Here is a 17,214-nt window from a genome sequence, read left to right as displayed (position 1 = left end):
GCTCGTCAGGCCTTCAGTCCGTCGTAGATGACCCCCGTGAGCGCCTCGGACGCGGTCCACAGGCGCTCACTCACCCGGTCGTCGCGCGTCCAGGGCGCCCGCCACGAGGGTGCGGGCGCCCCGCGCCACATCGCGAGGGACGGGCCGGTGAAGGCGTCGGGGCGTACGTCGGGGGCGGTGGCGGCGTAGAGGGTGGGGAGGGCGCCCGCCTCGGCAGGCTGGGCGATGACGCGGTTGCCGAGCCGCATGAGCCGCTCGGCGGTCCGGCGGCCCTCCGCCCGTGGACCGGCGGTCTGGAGGTTGGTGGCCGCGTATCCGGGGTGGGCCGCCGCCGCGACCGCGTCCGACCCGGTGGCCGCCAGCCTGCGCGCCAGCTCGTGCGTGAACAGCAGGTTGGCGGTCTTGGAGCGGGCGTAGGCGATCCAACGCCGATAGTGGTGCTCGCTGTTGAGGTCGCCGATGTCGATGTTCGCGAGCGTGTGCATCATGCTGGAGACGGTCACGACCCGCGCGCCGGGGGTGGCCAGCAGCGCGGGCAGCAGCAGTCCCGTGAGGGCGAAGTGCCCCAGGTGGTTCACGCCGAACTGCGTCTCGAAGCCGTCCGCCGTCGTCCCGTACGGCAGCGCCATCACCCCGGCGTTGTTGACGAGCAGATCGAGCCGGTCGTACGGAAACACCGCCGCGAACTCCCTGACGGATCCGAGGTCGCCCAGGTCCAGCCGGGCGAACTCGGCTTCCGCACCCGGCACTTCGGCACCGATCCGATCGACCGCCACACGCCCCCGGACCTCACTCCGGCAGGCCACGACCACCCGTGCGCCCTTGCGCGCCAGCTCCCGCGCAGTGACGTACCCGAGCCCGCTGTTGGCTCCGGTGACGACAGCGGTACGGCCGCTCTGATCAGGCATGTCGTGCGCGCTCCAGCCGGACATGACCGTCTTCCCTCCGTAGGTGTGCCTGATCCCACCCTAGGGCGATCGACGGAGGGCGCCTCGGCAGGTTGCGGTACGGGGACCCCAGCGGGGCCGATGTGCGCGGCGCCCGAGCCGAAGCCGCGTCAGGCCGCGATCGCCGGGTTCAGGCCGCGGTCGGCCAGCTCAGGTCTCGGTCGACCGGTTCAGGCCGCGGTCGGCCAGTTCAGGCCGCGGTCGACCGGTTAAGGTCTCGGTTGATGACTCGGGCGGCGGCTTGGACGGTGGCGACGCCGTCGGCCATCGTGTCGCTGCCGCGTGACAGCACGGCCATCTCGTAGTCGCGCCCGCCGCCGGTGAACACGCCGACGCTGTTCACCCGCCAGCCGTCGGTGTCATCCGGCAGCCAGCCGTTCTTGACGTGCACCGTCGTCTTCGCGGGCACCCCTGCCGGTGTTCCCCAACGCTGCTCGGGGACGACTCGGTTCATCAGACGGAGGGCATAGGCACGGGCGCTCCGGTCGAGGACCGTGTTGTCCGAGGTGAGCAGTCGGAGCAGCTTCAGCTGGTCGCCGGCCGTGACCTGGGTGCGCCCCCAGTGACCCTGCGCTCCGGGAACGGTGTCCCGCATTCCGGCCAGGGTCAGGAAGCGCTGGATGCCGGCGGTTCCGATCTGGTGCCACAGAGCGTTGGTCGAGGCGTTGTCCGACTTGGTGATCATGGCGGTGGTCAGCTTCACCTCGCGGGCGGTCAGCCCACGGTGTCCCTCCGCCGCCTGCCGCAGCAGCGCCCCCAGCACCGTCACCTTGACCACGCTCGCCGAGTCGAAGGCCGCGTCGGCCCGGAACGTGCACGAGGTCGCGGTGGAGCGGTCGTACAGGGCGAGCGCCGAGGCTCCCTGGCGCCCACGGAGAGCGTCGGCGATGTCCTGCGACAGCCGGGCCGCCAGCCCAGGCTGCTGCGAGGTGCACGTCACGTGTGAGCCGCCGACGGTCGCACCGCCGACAGTCGCGCCACCGGTGCTCGCCCCGGCCGGGGTGGCGGTCGCGAGTGCGGCAAGCACCGTCCCAGCGGCCATGGCCGCGGCCAGTCCCCGTCGCGCGCGGCGGCTTATGTGCGTTGCGGGCATGGAGGTTCCGTCCTGCTCTGTGTCTGCGGTCGCATGGGCAGCCCGCTCGCCATCGACTGCGAGGGGGTGGACGACGGCGACGCTACAGGGGCAGAGAAGACCGCGGTGCACCAAAGATTGCAATATGCCCGAATTGGGAGTTTTCCGAGCGTGTGACATTTATCAAGGCATTCGTCACCAACCTCGTTCATCACGAAACCATCACCCCTCCTCCACGAGTGGTGGCCCGGCAATACGGTCATCCCCGCATCTGACACACCTTGGGGGATGAAATGACCAACCCGTACGCCACTCCACCCGCCCCGCGGTGGGCACGGAAGCGGTACCTGCTCCCGGCGCTCGGCCTGGCCCTGTTCATCGGCGTCGGCATAGGCAACAGCGGTCAGGACACGACGGGCACCGCCGCGAAGCCCGCCGCCGCCGCGCCCGGCCCGACGGTCACCGTCACAGCCACGGCGACCGCGGCCGAGACCGCGGAACCGGAGCCGGCCGCCACCGTGACCGCCACGAAGACCGTCAAGGTCACGAAGACGATCACGGCCGAGCCGGCGGCGGACAGCGGTTCCGACGACAGCGGAAGCGACAGCGCGTACTACGCCAACTGCACCGAGGCCCGAGCCGCCGGCGCCGCCCCCGTCTACGCCGGCGACCCCGGCTACGGCCGCCACCTCGACCGCGACGGGGACGGCGTCGCCTGCGAGTGACGTAGACGAGCGGCGGCGGTGGTGGGGGGCGGGGAGCACAGCAGCACGAAACTCCAGGCATCTCGGATCCCAGCGCCTCAGTACGGTGGGACGCATGAAGCTCTCGCCGCTCGTCGCCCGGGAACGTTTTGTCGCGTCACCCGTCGCACGGCTGGCGACGGCCGACGCCGAGGGGGTGCCTCATGTGGTGCCCGTGACCTTCGCCGTCCTGGACGATGTCCTGTACTTCGCGGTCGACCACAAGCCCAAGAACACATGGGACCTGAGGCGGTTGCGCAACATCCGGGAGAACCCGTCGGTGGCGGTGCTGGTCGACCACTACGGCGAGGACTGGTCGACTCTGTGGTGGGCCCGCGCCGACGGCCGTGGAGACGTGCTGGATGACGGCGAGGAGCGGCTCCGCGCAGTGGAGCTGCTGTGCGGTAAGTACGACCAGTACGAGGACGCACCTCCCCAGGGCCCTGTGACCGCCGTTCGGGTCGAGAAGTGGAGCGGCTGGGCCTTCGCATAGCCCTGCCGGAGACGTCGAACGACCGCGCGCCGAAGGGGCGGCACCCCCGCACAGGGTGCCGCCCCTTCTTTTTCGAGTGCCGGAGCCGCTGCCAATCGGTGAGGGTCGGTCGGGGACCAGCGGCGGCTCCGGGGTCGGGACGGGCTCAGCGGTGGTCGCTGCCCGCCGACTGCGTGGCCGCGCGGCCCGCCTCCAGGCGTGCCACCGGGATGCGGAACGGGGAGCAGGAGACGTAGTCGAGTCCCACCTCGTGGAAGAAGTGGACCGACTCCGGGTCGCCGCCGTGCTCACCGCAGACGCCGAGCTTGAGGTCGGGACGCGTCTCGCGGCCGGCCTTCACGGCGGACTTCACCAGGGAGCCGACGCCGTCCTTGTCGATCGTCTCGAAGGGGGAGACCCCGAAGATGCCCTTCTCCAGGTACGCCGTGAAGAACGAGGCCTCCACGTCGTCGCGGCTGAAGCCCCACACCGTCTGGGTGAGGTCGTTCGTGCCGAAGGAGAAGAACTCCGCCGCCTCGGCGATCTGACCGGCGGTCAGCGCGGCGCGCGGCAGCTCGATCATCGTGCCGATGGCCAGCTTCAGCTCGGTGCCGGTGGCCGCCTGCACCTCGGCGATGACCTGGTCGGCCTCCTCGCGGACGATCTCCAGCTCCTGGACCGTGCCGACGAGCGGGATCATGATCTCGGCGCGCGGGTCGCCCTTGGCGTTCTTGCGCTCGGCGGCCGCTTCCGCGATCGCCCGTACCTGCATCGTGAACAGACCGGGGATCACCAGGCCCAGGCGCACACCCCGCAGGCCCAGCATCGGGTTCTGCTCGTGCAGCCGGTGGACGGCCTGGAGCAGGCGCAGCTCGTTCTCGTGCGGGTCCTTGCGGGCCTCGGCGAGTGCCACGCGCACCGACAGCTCGGTGATGTCGGGGAGGAACTCGTGCAGCGGCGGGTCGAGGAGCCGGACCGTCACCGGGAGGCCGTCCATCGCCTCGAACAGCTCGACGAAGTCCTGCTTCTGGAGCGGGAGCAGCTCCTTCAGGGACTCCTCGCGCTCGGCGTCCGTGTCGGCCAGGATCAGCCGCTCCACCAGCTCGCGCCGGTCGCCGAGGAACATGTGCTCCGTACGGCACAGGCCGATGCCCTGGGCGCCGAAGCGGCGGGCGCGCAGCGCGTCCTCGGCGTTGTCCGCGTTGGCGCGGACGCGCAGGCGGCGCTTGCGGTCGGCGAACGCCATGATCCGGTGCACGGCCTCGACGAGCTCGTCGGCGTCGTCGGCGCCCGCGTGCATCCGGCCCTCGAAGTACTCCACGACCGGGGAGGGGACGACGGGCACCTCGCCGAGGTACACCTTTCCGCTCGACCCGTCGATGGAGATGACGTCGCCCTCCTCGACCACATGCCCGCCGGGGACCGTCATCCGGCGGCGCTTGGTGTCGACCTCGAGCTCCTCCGCGCCGCACACACAGGTCTTGCCCATGCCGCGCGCGACGACCGCCGCGTGGGAGGTCTTGCCGCCGCGCGAGGTCAGGATGCCCTCGGCCGCGATCATGCCGTCCAGGTCGTCGGGGTTGGTCTCGCGGCGGACCAGGATGACCTTCTCACCCGAGCGGGACCACTTCACGGCCGTGTACGAGTCGAAGACCGCCTTGCCGACCGCCGCGCCCGGCGAGGCCGCGATGCCCCGGCCGACCTGCTCGGTCTTCGCGTGCTCGTCGAAGCGGGGGAACATCAGCTGGGCCAGCTGGGCGCCGGTGACGCGCTGGAGCGCCTCGGTCTCGTCGATGAGGCCCTGGTCCACCAGCTGAGTGGCGATACGGAAGGCCGCGCCCGCCGTGCGCTTGCCGACGCGGGTCTGGAGCATCCACAGCTGACCGCGCTCGATGGTGAACTCGATGTCGCAGAGATCCTTGTAGTGGTTCTCCAGCGTCTCCATGATCTGCATCAGCTGGTCGTACGACTTCTTGTCGATCTGCTCCAGCTCCGCGAGCGGGACGGTGTTGCGGATGCCCGCGACCACGTCCTCGCCCTGGGCGTTCTGGAGGTAGTCGCCGTACACGCCCTGGTGGCCGGAGGCGGGGTCGCGGGTGAAGGCGACACCGGTGCCGGAGTCCGGGCCGAGGTTGCCGAAGACCATCGAACAGACGTTGACGGCCGTGCCCAGGTCGTGCGGGATGCGCTCCTGGCGGCGGTAGAGCTTGGCGCGGTCGCCGTTCCAGGAGTCGAAGACCGCCTTGATGGCGAGGTCCATCTGCTCGCGCGGGTCCTGCGGGAAGTCCCGGCCGGCCTCGGTCTTGACGATCCGCTTGAACTTGGTGACCAGCTTCTTCAGGTCCGCGGCCTCCAGCTCGGTGTCGACCGTGACCTTCTTGGCCTCCTTGGCGCTCTCCAGCGCCTCCTCGAACAGCTCGCCGTCGACGCCGAGGACGGTCTTGCCGAACATCTGGATGAGGCGGCGGTAGGAGTCCCACGCGAAGCGGTCGTCGCCGGCCTGCTTGGCGAGGCCCTGCACGGACTTGTCGGAGAGGCCGATGTTCAGGACGGTGTCCATCATGCCCGGCATGGAGAACTTCGCCCCGGAGCGGACCGACACGAGGAGGGGGTTGTCGGCCTGGCCGAGCTTCTTGCCCATCTTCGCTTCGAGGGCCTCGAGGTGCGCACTCACCTCGTCACGCAGTGCCGCGGGCTCCTCGCCGCTGTCGAGGTAGGTCTTGCAGGCCTCGGTGGTGATCGTGAAGCCCGGGGGGACCGGAAGGCCCAGGTTGGTCATCTCGGCGAGGTTGGCGCCCTTGCCGCCGAGGAGGTCCTTGAGGTCCTTGTTGCCCTCGGTGAAGTCGTAAACGAACTTCACGCCCTCAACGCTGGTGCCGCTCTCAGCTACCTGGGGTTCTTTGTTTTCCGACACGGGTCTCGACTCCTCGAGGACGCGGTGGCTGCCCTGACGGCCAGGAACATACCCAGATCGAAGGCGCCTGGGTACGTCCACTTGCGCGTCATGCGCCTGTAACTCACCGTCCGCCAGCGGATTGAAAGTCAAGGCTTGGCAAGCGTCGAGCAGCCGGTGTTTTCACTTCTTGAACGCATCAACGCCCGTAGACGCCGAATCGCGCTCATATGAGCGGCTCTTGGCACGCCTGATTTCGATCGATGAACGATCAAGGGGTGGCACTCAGTGCCACCCCTTGGAGAAGTGCAGTCGCGCACAATCCGCTCATCTGAGCGCAACCCTTATCAAGGGTGGCGAGAATCACGCTGTCACAGCTGCCCGGATTTCACCATGCGGACGGGAATCCGGACAGGAAACATGCTCGTCACCCACGCTTCAGATGCAGCTTCCGCGCCTTCCGCGCCGCCGCGCCTTCCGCGCCTCCGCGCCTCCGCCCCTATCGCTGCACATCGCGTCATCCGCTCATCCGCTCACACGCCGAGCGCCAGCAGCCGTTCCTCCACCCGCTCCGGCGCGTACAGGTACTCCACGACCATCGCGCCGGCCCCCACCAGCCCGGCCCGCTCGCCGAGCCGCGAGGTGACCACCTCCAGCCGGGCCGTGGAGCGCGGCAGTGCCCGCTGGTACAGCAGCTCCCGCACGCCGGTGAGGAAGGGGGTTCCGGCCAGATCTCCCGCGATCATCAGCACACCGGGGTTGAGCAGCGTCACGACGGTCGCGAGGACGTCCCCGACCCTGCGGCCGGCCTCGCGCGCCAGCGCCGCCGCCTCCGGATGCCCGGCCGCGAGCAGGTCGCGCACATCCGAGCCGGAGGCCGCCGGCAGTCCCGCCTCAGCCAGCCGCCGGGCCACGGCGCCACCGCTGGCGACGGCGGCCAGACAGCCGTAGGAGCCGCACCGGCACAGCGCCTCCGCGCCCACCCGTATGTGCCCGATGTCGCCGGCGCCCCCGTCGATCCCGCGGTATACGGAGCCGTTCACCACGACACCCGCGCCGATGCCGGTCGACACCTTGACCAGCATGAACGCCGAGCAGTCGGGGTGTCCGGTGCGCTGTTCGCCGTATGCCATGAGGTTGGCGTCGTTGTCGACGAGGACCGGTACCCGCTGGGCGCCCGTGTGCTCGGTGAAGGCGCGGGCCAGGCGGCCCGTTATGTCGTAGCCGTCCCAGCCGGGCATGATCGGCGGCTGGACGACCCGGCCGGTCTCGCTGTCGACCGGGCCCGGCACCGCGAGCCCGATGCCACAGACCTCGCCGGCCCGGTGCCCCGCCTTCTCCAGCAGCTCGGCGAACCACCGGCCCAGCTCGCCCAGTACGGCGTCCGGGCCGTCCTCGATGACCAGCGTGCCGAAGTGCTCGGCGAGTATCTCGCCGGTGAGCGTGAGGACGGCGGCACGCGCGTGCCGGGTGTCGAGGTCGGCGGCGAGGACGACCGCGTGGGCGTCGTCGAACTCCAGGGTGATGGAGGGGCGGCCACCCAGCGGGGAGTCCACGGGGCCGCCGGCGCCCTCGCGCAGCCAGCCCGCGCGGAAGAGACGGTCGAGGCGCTGGCCGACGGTGGCCCGCGAGAGTCCGGTCACTTGCTGGAGGGCTCCGCGCGTGGTGGCGCGGCCCGTGCGCACCAGTTCGAGCAGATCTCCGGCGCTCGCCTGACTGCCTGCCTTCGTGGCCCTACCTGTCCTGCCCGGCCGTCCGGTCATGCGCACCCCCTTGTGTTTCTCAACCCTGCATTACATATTGAGTTTTGCGTGTTAAATAGACGTAACCCTACGGTAGCCACTGCCGAACCGGTCCGCCCTACGTCTTCGGGGAGCCCCGAGTGGATCGCACTGCCCAGCTGACCGCCCGCCGCGCGGAGCGCTCTGTTGCATACAATCCGCCTCCTTCGGCGGGTTCGCTGCACCTCAGAGCCGCACACGTGCTGGAGGGCAACTGGACGGGAACGTCCACGGTGCCCTCGCCCAGCCTGTACCCGCACCAGTGGTCCTGGGACTCGGCGTTCATCGCGATCGGCCTGCGGCACGTCTCACCGCTGCGGGCCCAGACGGAGCTGGAGACGCTGCTGGCCGCCCAGTGGGGCGACGGGCGGATCCCGCACATCGTCTTCAACCCCTCCGTGCCGCTCGACGCGTACTTCCCGAGCCCCGACTTCTGGCGCTCCTCGACCGCGGGGCGCGCTGCGGGCGCCCCGCGCACCGTACAGACCTCGGGCATCGTGCAGCCACCGGTGCACGCGCTGGCCGCGTGGCTGGTGCACTGCGCCGACCCGGGGCTGTCCCGGGCCCGCGGCTTCCTGACCCGGGTCTATCCGCGTCTCGCCGCCTGGCACCGCTATCTCCTGCACCGCCGGGACCTGGGCGGGGGCGGACTCGCGTCCGTCGTGCACCCCTGGGAACAGGGCATGGACAACAGCCCCTGCTGGGACGCCCCCCTCTCCCGTGTCACCCCGGCCCCGGCCCGCTCCTTCCGCCGCGCCGACCTCGACCACGGCGCGGCCGAGGACCGGCCGACGGACCTGGACTACGGGCGGTACGTGCGGCTGGCGACGGACTACCGGGACGGGCAGTACGCCGACGGCGGGGGAGAGTTCGCCGTGGAGGATCCGTCCTTCAACGCCCTGCTGATCGCCTCCGAGCACGCGCTCGCGCGGATCGCGCACGAGCTGGGCGCGACCGGAACCGCCCGGCACGCGCGCGCGGAGCGGCTGACGGCGGCGCTGGTGGAGCGACTGTGGGATCCGGCGGAGGGGATGTTCTTCTGCCGGGACGTGCGGGGCGGGGACATGATCCCCGAGCGCAGCGTCTCCGGTCTGATCCCCCTCCTCCTGCCCGGCCTCCCCCACGGCATCGCCGCCGCCCTCGTCCGCACCGCCCGCGGACCCCACTTCGGGCTGGGGAGCAGCACCCGCCTCGTCCCGAGCTTCGACCTCCTCGGCGAGGCCTTCGACCCGCACCGCTACTGGCGGGGTCCGGCCTGGTTCAACACCAGCTGGCTGCTGGAGCGCGGGCTCCGGCTGCACGGCGAACAGGTGCGGGCCGAGGCGCTGCGGCAGGCGGTCCTGGACACCGCCGACGCAACCGACTTCGCGGAGTACGTGGACCCGTACACGGGCGAGGCCTGCGGCGCGACCGGCTTCAGCTGGACCGCGGCGCTCACGCTCGACCTGCTCCACGGGCCCTCGGGACACAGCGTGCCCGTCACGGGCATCGGCACGTTCGACATGAGTGACAAGGGAGGGGACCGGGGATGACGGACCGGCTTCATCTGCTCGTGTACGGCGGCACGTTCGCCGCGGTGGGCGACGGCGGGGACATCAGTGGTGTACGCGGCGGCTCGCCCGACGGGTTGTTCGTCCGCGACGCCCGGCACCTGAGCCGCTGGCAGCTGACGATCGACGGTGCGGTGCCGGAGGCGCTGTCGCCGGTCGCGGACGGGGACACCGCGCGCTGCGTCCTCGTACCGCGCGGTGGGCGCGCCGAGCCGCCCGCGTACACGCTCTTCCGCGAACAGGCCGTCGGTGACGGCTCGTTCGTCGAGACGGTACGGGTCACCAGCAACCGCCCGGTACCCACGACCGTGCGCCTGGCGGTCACCGCGGACGCCGACTTCACCGACCAGTTCGAGCTGCGCTCCGACCACCGCACGTACGCCAAGGCCGGCGCCACCCGCTCCCGCCAGATCCTCGACGACGGGGTGGAGTTCGTCTACCGGCGCGGGGAGTGGCGTTCCTGTACGACGGTGACGGCCGAGCCCGCCCCGGACGGCATCGAGGAGACCGGCACCGGCGCCCGCCGCCTGGTGTGGACCCTCGACCTCGAACCGCACGGCACGGCGGAGCTGACGCTGCGGGTGATGGCCCGGCCGCACGGCGAGAAGCGGGCCCTGCGGGTGCCGCGTTCCCCGGCCGCGGTCAACGAGCAACTCCTCGCGCTGGAGGGCCGTTTCGTGGAGGGCGTGGCCTTCCCGACCGGCTGGCCGGAGCTGGCGGCGGCCTGCGCCCGGGGCCTCGCCGACCTCGCCTCGCTCCAGGTCCCGGCGACCGGCCCGGACGGCGAGGAACTGCGCGTCCCGGCGGCGGGTGCCCCGTGGTTCCTGACGCTGCTCGGCAGGGACGCCCTGCTCACGTCCTTGTTCGCCCTCCCCTACCGCCCCCAGCTGGCCGCCGCCACGCTCCGGGCGCTCGCCGCGGCCCAGGCGACCGACACCGGCGTGGCGTCGGTGGCGCAGCCCGGCAAGATCGTGCACGAGGTGCGGCACGGCGAACTGGCCCACTTCGGGCAGGTGCCGTACGGGCGGTACTACGGCTCGGTCGACGCGACGCCGCTGTTCCTCGTCCTGCTCGGGGCGTACGTCGAGCACACCGGGGACGTCACCCTGGCCCGTCGCCTGGAGCCGAACGCCCGCGCGGCGATCGGCTGGATGCTGGACCACGGCGGCCTGACGTCCCGCGGCTACCTGGTCTACCGCGCCGACCAGGGCGGCCTCGCCAACCAGAACTGGAAGGACTCCCCCGGCGCCATCTGCTCCGCCGACGGCACCCGCGCACGCGGCACGGTGATGGCGGCGGGGGCCCAGGGATACGCGTACGACGCCCTGCGCCGCACGGCCTGGGTCGCGCGTACGGCCTGGGAGGACATGGTCTACGCGGCCCTGCTGGAACAGGCGGCCGCCGACCTGCGCGACCGCTTCCAGCGGGACTTCTGGATGCGGGAGCACACCTTCCCGGCCCTCGCCCTGGACGGCGAGGGCCGCCAGGTCGACGCGCTGGCCTCGGACGCCGGGCACCTGCTGTGGTCGGGCCTGCTGGACAAGGAGTACGGAGAGCTGGTCGGCCGGCGTCTGCTCGAACCGGACTTCTTCTCCGGCTGGGGCGTACGCACGCTCGCCTCCGGGCAAGCGGCGTACCACCCCCTCTCGTACCACCGGGGCTCGGTCTGGCCGCACGACAACGCGCTCATCACCCTGGGTCTGGCCCGCTACGGCCTCCACGACGAGGCCCGTACGGTCGCCCACGCCCTGGTCGACGCGGCCACCGCGACCGGCCATCGCCTCCCCGAGGTCCTCGCGGGCTACGGCCGCGACACCCACGGGGAGCCGGTTCCCTACCCGCACGCGTGCGTACGGGAGTCCCGGTCGGCGGCGGCCCCACTCGCCCTGCTCACGGCGGTCGGCGGCGCGTAAGGTCTGTCCGGCGGCAATGTTGACGAGGCGTTTGCCGGGTGTTTGCCCCGCCTCATGAACGAACACCCGGGGCAGCCCGTACGGGATGACGGCGGGCCCGGCCTCCCCAGCGGGGCCCGCCACTCCGTCACGCGCCCCGCACGGAAGGACCTCCGTTGCCTCAGCACACGAGCATTCGCCAGGAACCGGACACGGCAGGGGTTGCCGAGGGCGAGCTCCTGACCCCCGACGTCGACGAGGGGTCGCCTGACACCGACGAGGGGTCGTCTGCGGCGCCGGAGACGGAGGGCGCGGCGGAGGGCTCGACGGACGGCGCGGGCCGGGGCGGGGGCGACGTCGAGGCCGAGGCCGAGGCCAAGACCGAGACCGAGACCGGTGCTGAAGCCGAAGCCGCCGGCCCCGTCGCCGCCGACGACACCCCCACCCTCGACAGCGATCGCCGCGCCCGCCCCGGAATCCGGCGGCGCTGGCGTGGCTGGCGGGACAAGCACCCCGTCGTCTCTCAGGCGCTGTCCCTCACCACCACCCTGCTCGCCGTGCTTCTCGTCCACGTCTGCCTGCAGATGCCGAGCACGCTCCAGAATCTGAAGCCGGAAGAGTTCATGCGGCTCCCCGCTGAGGCGGTGATCCTGGCCGTCGTACTGCTCAGCCTGCCGCGCCGGCCGCGGCTGGTGGTGTCGGCGGTCGCCGGTGTGCTGCTCGGTGCCCTGACCGTGGTGAACATGCTGGACATGGGGTACAACGACTACCTCGGCCGCCGCTTCAACATCGTCCTCGACTGGGGCCTGCTCGACGACGCCCAGTCGTACCTGAAGGACTCGCTCGGCGGGACGGTCACCCTCCTCCTCACGGTCGGTGTCATCACCGCCGTGGTCCTTCTGCTCGTCCTGGTCGCGCTGGCCGTGGTCCGGCTGGGCAACCTGCTGGACCGGCACCGCGCCCGGGCGACCCGGGCCGCGCTCCTCGTCGGCACCGTCTGGATCACCTGCACCGCCCTCAGTCTCGAGGTCGGCGGCACCCCGATCGCCTCGCAGCACACGGCCGGCGTCTTCAAGTACCAGGCCCGGGCGGTGCAGGAAACCCTCCGGGACGAGGCGGCGTTCGCGAAGGAGGCCGGGCAGGACACCTTCGGCAACACCCCGGCCGACCAGCTCGTGCCCGACCTGCGCGGCAAGGACATGATCTTCACCTTCATCGAGAGCTACGGCCGCAGCGCGATCGAGGACCCGATCATGGCACCCGGCGTCGACCAGACGCTCGCCACGAGCACCGAGGCCCTGGAGAAGGCCGGCTTCCACGCCAAGAGCGGCTGGCTGACCTCGGCGACGTACGGCGGCAGCAGCTGGCTCGGCCACTCCACCACCCTGTCGGGGCTGTGGATCGACAACCAGCAGCGCTACCGGACCGTCATGTCCAGCGACCACCTCAGCCTCACCAAGGCCTTCCAGAAGACCGGCGACTGGGACACGGTCGGTGTCATGCCGGGTATCCAGAAGGGCTGGCCGGAGCAGAAGTACTACGGCCTCGACAAGGTCTACAACGCCTTCCAGATGGGCTACCAGGGCCCGAAGTTCAGCTGGTCCACCATGCCCGACCAGTACGCGCTGGAGGCGTTCCAGCAGCTGGAGCACAGCAAGAAGCGCGACAAGCCGCTGATGTCGGAGATCATCCTGACCTCCAGCCACCAGCCGTGGGGGCCCATCCCGAAGATGGTCGACTGGGACACCCTCGGCGACGGCTCGGTCTTCCAGGACATCGAGAAGGCGGGCAACAAGGCGGCCGACGTCATCGCCGACACCACCAAGTCCCGGCAGGAGTACGGAAAGTCGATCCAGTACTCGGTGACCGCCCTCACCCAGTGGCTGGAGCGCTACGGCACCGACGACACCGTCCTCGTCTTCCTCGGCGACCACCAGCCGATCTCCCGGGTCAGCGGCACCCACGCCAGCCGTGACGTCCCGATCTCGATCGTCGCCAAGGACCCGAAGGTCCTCGACAAGATCGCCGACTGGAACTGGACGGACGGACTCCGCCCGGCCCACAACGCGCCCGTCTGGAAGATGAGCGCGTTCCGTGACCGCTTCCTGACGGCGTACGGCTCGACCCCGCACCCCTCCGGGAGCTGATCAGCCCCCGGACGTGTCCAGCTCCGCGTCCTCGCCGATGCCCGCGCAGTCGTACGGGTCCTTCAGCCAGCCGTCCGGCAGCGCCACACGGTTGTTGCCGGACGTACGACCGCGGGGTCCGTCGGCGCCGACGGGCCAGGGCTGGTCGAGGTCCAACTCGTCCAGCCCGCCCCGGAGCTCCTCCAGGGAGGAAGTGATGGCGAGGCGCTTGCGCATTTCGGAGCCGACCGCGAAACCCTTCAGATACCAGGCCACGTGCTTGCGGAAGTCGATGACCCCGCGCGACTCGTCGCCGATCCACTCGCCGAGGAGGGTGGCGTGCCGGACCATGCCGTCGGCGACCTGCCGGAGGGTGGGCCGCATGATGTCCTGCTCACGCCCCTCGAACGCGGCCACCAGGTCCGCGAACAGCCAGGGCCGGCCCAGGCACCCGCGCCCGACCACGACCCCGTCGCAGCCCGTCTCCCGCACCATCCGCAGCGCGTCCTGCGCCGACCAGATGTCGCCGTTGCCGAGCACCGGGATCTCCGGCACATGCTCCTTGAGCCGCGCGATCGCGTCCCAGTCGGCCGTACCGCCGTAGTGCTGCGCGGCCGTACGCCCGTGCAGCGCGATGGACGTCACGCCCTCCTCGACCGCGATCCGCCCGGCGTCGAGGTAGGTCATGTGGTCGTCGTCGATCCCCTTGCGCATCTTCATGGTGACGGGAAGGTCCCCGGCGCCGCTGACGGCCTCGCGCAGGATCGATCGCAGCAGGTTGCGCTTGTAGGGGAGGGCGGACCCGCCGCCCTTCCTCGTCACCTTCGGGACCGGGCAGCCGAAGTTCAGGTCGATGTGGTCGGCGAGGTCCTCCTCCACGATCATGCGGACGGCCTTGCCGACAGTCGCCGGGTCGACGCCGTACAGCTGGATCGAACGCGGCTTCTCGGTCGCGTCGAAGTGGATCAGCTGCATGGTCTTCTCGTTACGTTCGACCAGCGCCCGGGTGGTGATCATCTCGCTCACGAACAGCCCCTTGCCACCGCTGAACTCCCTGCACAGGGTGCGGAAGGGCGCGTTGGTGATCCCGGCCATGGGGGCCAGCACGACGGGCGGCTGGACGGTGTGCGGGCCGATCTGCAAGGGGGCTGCGGGCGTGGACATTCCCCCATTGTCCCGTACGCCCGCGGGTACTCGGGCACCGGCTTGGCGGCACCCCGCGCATGATCATGCAACGACCATTAGTTAGTCGCACTATCGAATCCGCGTACCATGGGACGTATGCCCGAGCTCAGCTCCCGACGACGTCTGCTCGTCCTCGCGATCTGCTGTATGAGCCTGCTGATCGTGAGCCTCGACAACACCATCCTGAACGTCGCCCTGCCCGCCATGCAGCGCGACCTCCACGCGTCCACGTCGGGCCTGCAGTGGACGATCGACGCGTACACGCTGGTGCTGGCCGCGCTGCTGATGCTCGCGGGCTCCACGGCCGACCGGATCGGCCGCAAGAAGATCTTCATGGCGGGCCTGATCGTCTTCTCGGTCGGCTCGCTGCTGTGCTCCCTCGCCCCGAACCTGGAGTCGCTCGTCGCGTTCCGCATGGTGCAGGCGGTCGGCGGCTCGATGCTCAACCCGGTCGCCATGTCGATCATCACCAACACCTTCACGGACCCGCGCGAGCGCGCCCGCGCGATCGGCGCCTGGGGCGCGGTCGTCGGCATCTCCATGGCGGCAGGACCGCTGGTGGGCGGAGCGCTGGTGGAGTCGGTCGGCTGGCGCTCGATCTTCTGGGTCAACCTGCCGGTCGGGCTCGCGGCCCTCGTCCTGACCCTCCGCTACGTCCCCGAGTCCCGCGCGCCGAAGGCCCGCCGCCCCGACCCCGTCGGCCAGCTGCTGGTGATCGTGCTGTTCGGCGCCCTGACCTACGCGATCATCGAGGCACCGAATGCGGGCCTCGCCTCGATCCTCCCGTTCGCGGTGCTGGCCGTCGCGGCCCTGGCCGGGCTGCTGTGGTACGAGCCCCGGCGCGCCGAACCCCTCATCGACCTGCGCTTCTTCCGTTCGGCGCCGTTCAGCGGGGCGACGGTCGTCGCGATCAGCGCGTTCGCCGCGCTCGGCGGCTTCCTGTTCCTGTCGACCCTGTACCTCCAGAACGTACGCGGCCTCGACGCCCTGCACGCGGGCCTGTGGATGCTGCCGATGGCAGTCCCGACGTTCCTGTGCGCACCGCTGTCCGGACGGCTGGTGGGCAGCCGGGGCCCGCGGCTTCCGCTGCTGGTCGCCGGCCTCGCGATGACGGCGAGCGGGGTGATGTTCGCGGCCTTCGAGGCGGAGACGTCGAACGTCACGCTGTGCGCCGGGTACGTCCTGTTCGGCATCGGCTTCGGCTTCGTGAACGCGCCCATAACGAACACGGCGGTGTCCGGCATGCCGCGCAGTCAGGCCGGCGTCGCCGCGGCCGTCGCCTCCACCAGCCGGCAGCTCGGGCAGACACTCGGCGTCGCGGTGGTCGGAGCGGTGCTGGCGTCCGGCGTGGGGGCGTCGTCGTACGCGGACACGTTCGTGTCGGCGGCCCGGCCGGGATGGTGGATTCTCACGGGGTGCGGCTTCGCCGTGCTGGTGCTGGGCGCGGTGAGCAGCGGGCGGTGGGCGCGCAGGACGGCCGAGCGAGCGGCTGAGCAGCTGGAGTCGGCCGAGGTGAAGGAGGCCGTGGGGGCTGCCGGCCGTCCGTGAGTGCTCCTTGAGAGCCGGCCCTGAGTACCCCTTGAGCCCTTGAGCCCTTGAGCCCTTGAACCCTTGAGAGCCGACCCTGGGTGCCCTTCAAGAGCCGGCTCTCTCCAGCGCGATCGCGTGCAGCTTCTCCAGCCTCGCCCTCGACTCCTCGTCCGCCGGTGTGTACGTCACCAGGCGCGGGCCCGCCTCGGGCCCCAGCCACAGGTCGGTGTGGTCGACGGCGATGCGGCCGACGTGGCGGTTGCGGAACTCCTTGCGGCGGGTGCGGGCGGCGAGCACCTCGTGCCGCTCCCAGACGTCGCGGAACTCGGGGGACTCCGCGCGCAACCGCTTGAGCAGCATCTTCCAGCCGGGCTCGGCGAGATGACCGGCCATCGCGGCCCGGAAGCGGGCGGCCATGAGCCGCTGGACCTCCTCCAGGTGCACGATCGACGCACGCCACTCCTCGTGCGTGTAGGAGAGGATCATGCAGTTGCGGTCCTCGGGCGGCACCGCGTCCAGGTCGCAGAGCAGCAGCCCGTACGTGCGGTTGTAGGCGAGGATGTCGTAGCGGCTGTTCTGGAGGCAGGCGGGGAAGGGCTCGACCTGTTCCAGGATCGCCCGCAGGGCCGGGGTGACCGACGGGCAGACATGGGCCGGAGTCGGATCGGTGGCCCCCGCGAGCTGGAAGAGGTGGGCACGCTCGCTCGGGTCGAGCATCAGGGTGCGGGCGAGGGCGTCGAGGACCTGCACGGAGACCTGGATGTCACGGGCCTGCTCCAGCCACGTGTACCAGGTGACGCCCACCGCCGAGAGCTGGGCGACCTCCTCCCGCCGCAGGCCGGGAGTGCGGCGGCGGCCGCCGCGCGGCAGCCCCACCTGCTCCGGCGCGATGCGCTCGCGTCGGCTGCGCAGGAACCCGGCCAGCTCGTGCCGCCGGATCTCCGCGCCGCGCACCCGGGGGGCGGTCATCTCCTGGGCCATGGTCGTCATGCGTCCAGCATGACGCCGCCCGGACCCTGTTTC

Annotated in this window: 12 protein-coding genes; 6 read left to right on the top strand and 6 right to left on the bottom strand. The window is 71.1% G+C overall.

Annotated features, from left to right (window positions below):
* Nucleotides 1–5: 5 nt before the first annotated feature.
* Together ABT114_RS09865 and ABT114_RS09860 are read right to left on the bottom strand one after the other, a co-directional pair.
* Nucleotides 6–932: an oxidoreductase gene (locus tag ABT114_RS09865; RefSeq protein WP_351140477.1), complete on the bottom strand. Its 927-nt coding sequence runs from the start codon at nucleotides 930–932 to the stop codon at nucleotides 6–8.
* Nucleotides 933–1,137: 205 nt separating this feature from the next.
* Nucleotides 1,138–1,989: a serine hydrolase gene (locus ABT114_RS09860; protein WP_502988285.1), complete on the bottom strand. Its 852-nt coding sequence runs from the start codon at nucleotides 1,987–1,989 to the stop codon at nucleotides 1,138–1,140.
* Between the two features lie 323 nt (nucleotides 1,990–2,312).
* Between ABT114_RS09860 and ABT114_RS09855 the strand changes: the two genes are divergently transcribed.
* Nucleotides 2,313–2,744 (top strand): excalibur calcium-binding domain-containing protein, encoded by a 432-nt coding sequence (locus ABT114_RS09855; RefSeq protein WP_351140473.1) that lies wholly within the window; start codon nucleotides 2,313–2,315, stop codon nucleotides 2,742–2,744.
* A 94-nt stretch (nucleotides 2,745–2,838) separates the two neighbouring features.
* Entirely contained in the window at nucleotides 2,839–3,255 is a 417-nt protein-coding gene (locus ABT114_RS09850) for a TIGR03668 family PPOX class F420-dependent oxidoreductase (RefSeq protein WP_351140471.1), read from the top strand.
* A 145-nt stretch (nucleotides 3,256–3,400) separates the two neighbouring features.
* Here ABT114_RS09850 and ppdK read toward each other — a convergent pair whose 3' ends face one another.
* Nucleotides 3,401–6,148 carry a pyruvate, phosphate dikinase gene (gene ppdK, locus ABT114_RS09845; RefSeq protein WP_351140469.1) on the bottom strand — a complete coding sequence of 916 codons (2,748 nt, stop codon included), beginning with the start codon at nucleotides 6,146–6,148 and terminating at the stop codon, nucleotides 3,401–3,403.
* A 512-nt stretch (nucleotides 6,149–6,660) separates the two neighbouring features.
* Nucleotides 6,661–7,890, bottom strand: coding sequence for an ROK family protein (locus ABT114_RS09840; protein WP_351140467.1), 1,230 nt, complete (start codon nucleotides 7,888–7,890; stop codon nucleotides 6,661–6,663).
* A gap of 119 nt (nucleotides 7,891–8,009) precedes the next feature.
* On the opposite strand from ABT114_RS09840, the gene ABT114_RS09835 reads away from it, so the two are divergent.
* The 3 genes from ABT114_RS09835 to ABT114_RS09825 all read left to right on the top strand — a co-directional run bounded on the left by ABT114_RS09835 (nucleotide 8,010) and on the right by ABT114_RS09825 (nucleotide 13,497).
* The gene (locus ABT114_RS09835; RefSeq protein ID WP_351140465.1) at nucleotides 8,010–9,440 is read left to right on the top strand and encodes an MGH1-like glycoside hydrolase domain-containing protein; all 1,431 of its coding nucleotides are present in this window, start codon (nucleotides 8,010–8,012) and stop codon (nucleotides 9,438–9,440) included.
* Nucleotides 9,437–11,371: an amylo-alpha-1,6-glucosidase gene (locus ABT114_RS09830; RefSeq protein WP_351140463.1), complete on the top strand. Its 1,935-nt coding sequence runs from the start codon at nucleotides 9,437–9,439 to the stop codon at nucleotides 11,369–11,371. The genes ABT114_RS09835 and ABT114_RS09830 overlap by 4 nt, the downstream gene beginning before the upstream one ends.
* Before the next feature lie 155 nt (nucleotides 11,372–11,526).
* Nucleotides 11,527–13,497: an alkaline phosphatase family protein gene (locus ABT114_RS09825; RefSeq protein ID WP_502988269.1), complete on the top strand. Its 1,971-nt coding sequence runs from the start codon at nucleotides 11,527–11,529 to the stop codon at nucleotides 13,495–13,497.
* Here the strand turns inward: ABT114_RS09825 and dusB are convergent, their stop codons facing one another.
* A complete protein-coding gene (gene dusB, locus ABT114_RS09820; RefSeq protein WP_351140461.1) occupies nucleotides 13,498–14,640 on the bottom strand; it encodes a tRNA dihydrouridine synthase DusB in 1,143 nt (380 codons plus the stop codon).
* 117 nt (nucleotides 14,641–14,757) lie between these two features.
* Here dusB and ABT114_RS09815 point away from each other — a divergent pair, with 117 nt between their 5' ends.
* The gene (locus tag ABT114_RS09815) at nucleotides 14,758–16,209 is read left to right on the top strand and encodes an MFS transporter (RefSeq protein ID WP_351140458.1); all 1,452 of its coding nucleotides are present in this window, start codon (nucleotides 14,758–14,760) and stop codon (nucleotides 16,207–16,209) included.
* Nucleotides 16,210–16,296: 87 nt separating this feature from the next.
* On the opposite strand, the gene ABT114_RS09810 is transcribed toward ABT114_RS09815, so the two are convergent.
* Complete coding sequence (locus ABT114_RS09810) at nucleotides 16,297–17,181, bottom strand: helix-turn-helix transcriptional regulator (RefSeq protein WP_351140456.1); 885 nt, start codon at nucleotides 17,179–17,181, stop codon at nucleotides 16,297–16,299.
* Between the last annotated feature and the right edge of the window lie 33 nt (nucleotides 17,182–17,214).

This window comes from Streptomyces sp. NPDC002088, from assembly GCF_040296605.1.
Taxonomy (GTDB): domain Bacteria; phylum Actinomycetota; class Actinomycetes; order Streptomycetales; family Streptomycetaceae; genus Streptomyces.
The sequence above is the reverse complement of the archived record's forward strand: the minus strand, read 5'-3'. Positions and strand labels throughout refer to the sequence as shown.

Excerpts from the sequence above, each read along its gene's own strand:
- ABT114_RS09865 (WP_351140477.1), bottom strand. The coding sequence starts at position 932 with ATGTCCGGCTGGAGCGCGCACGACATGCCTGATCAGAGCGGCCGTACC.
- ABT114_RS09860 (WP_502988285.1), bottom strand. The coding sequence starts at position 1,989 with ATGGCCGCTGGGACGGTGCTTGCCGCACTCGCGACCGCCACCCCGGCC.
- ABT114_RS09855 (WP_351140473.1), top strand. The coding sequence starts at position 2,313 with ATGACCAACCCGTACGCCACTCCACCCGCCCCGCGGTGGGCACGGAAG.
- ABT114_RS09850 (WP_351140471.1), top strand. The coding sequence starts at position 2,839 with ATGAAGCTCTCGCCGCTCGTCGCCCGGGAACGTTTTGTCGCGTCACCC.
- ABT114_RS09840 (WP_351140467.1), bottom strand. The coding sequence starts at position 7,890 with ATGACCGGACGGCCGGGCAGGACAGGTAGGGCCACGAAGGCAGGCAGT.
- ABT114_RS09830 (WP_351140463.1), top strand. The coding sequence starts at position 9,437 with ATGACGGACCGGCTTCATCTGCTCGTGTACGGCGGCACGTTCGCCGCG.
- dusB (WP_351140461.1), bottom strand. The coding sequence starts at position 14,640 with ATGTCCACGCCCGCAGCCCCCTTGCAGATCGGCCCGCACACCGTCCAG.
- ABT114_RS09815 (WP_351140458.1), top strand. The coding sequence starts at position 14,758 with ATGCCCGAGCTCAGCTCCCGACGACGTCTGCTCGTCCTCGCGATCTGC.
- ABT114_RS09810 (WP_351140456.1), bottom strand. The coding sequence starts at position 17,181 with ATGACGACCATGGCCCAGGAGATGACCGCCCCCCGGGTGCGCGGCGCG.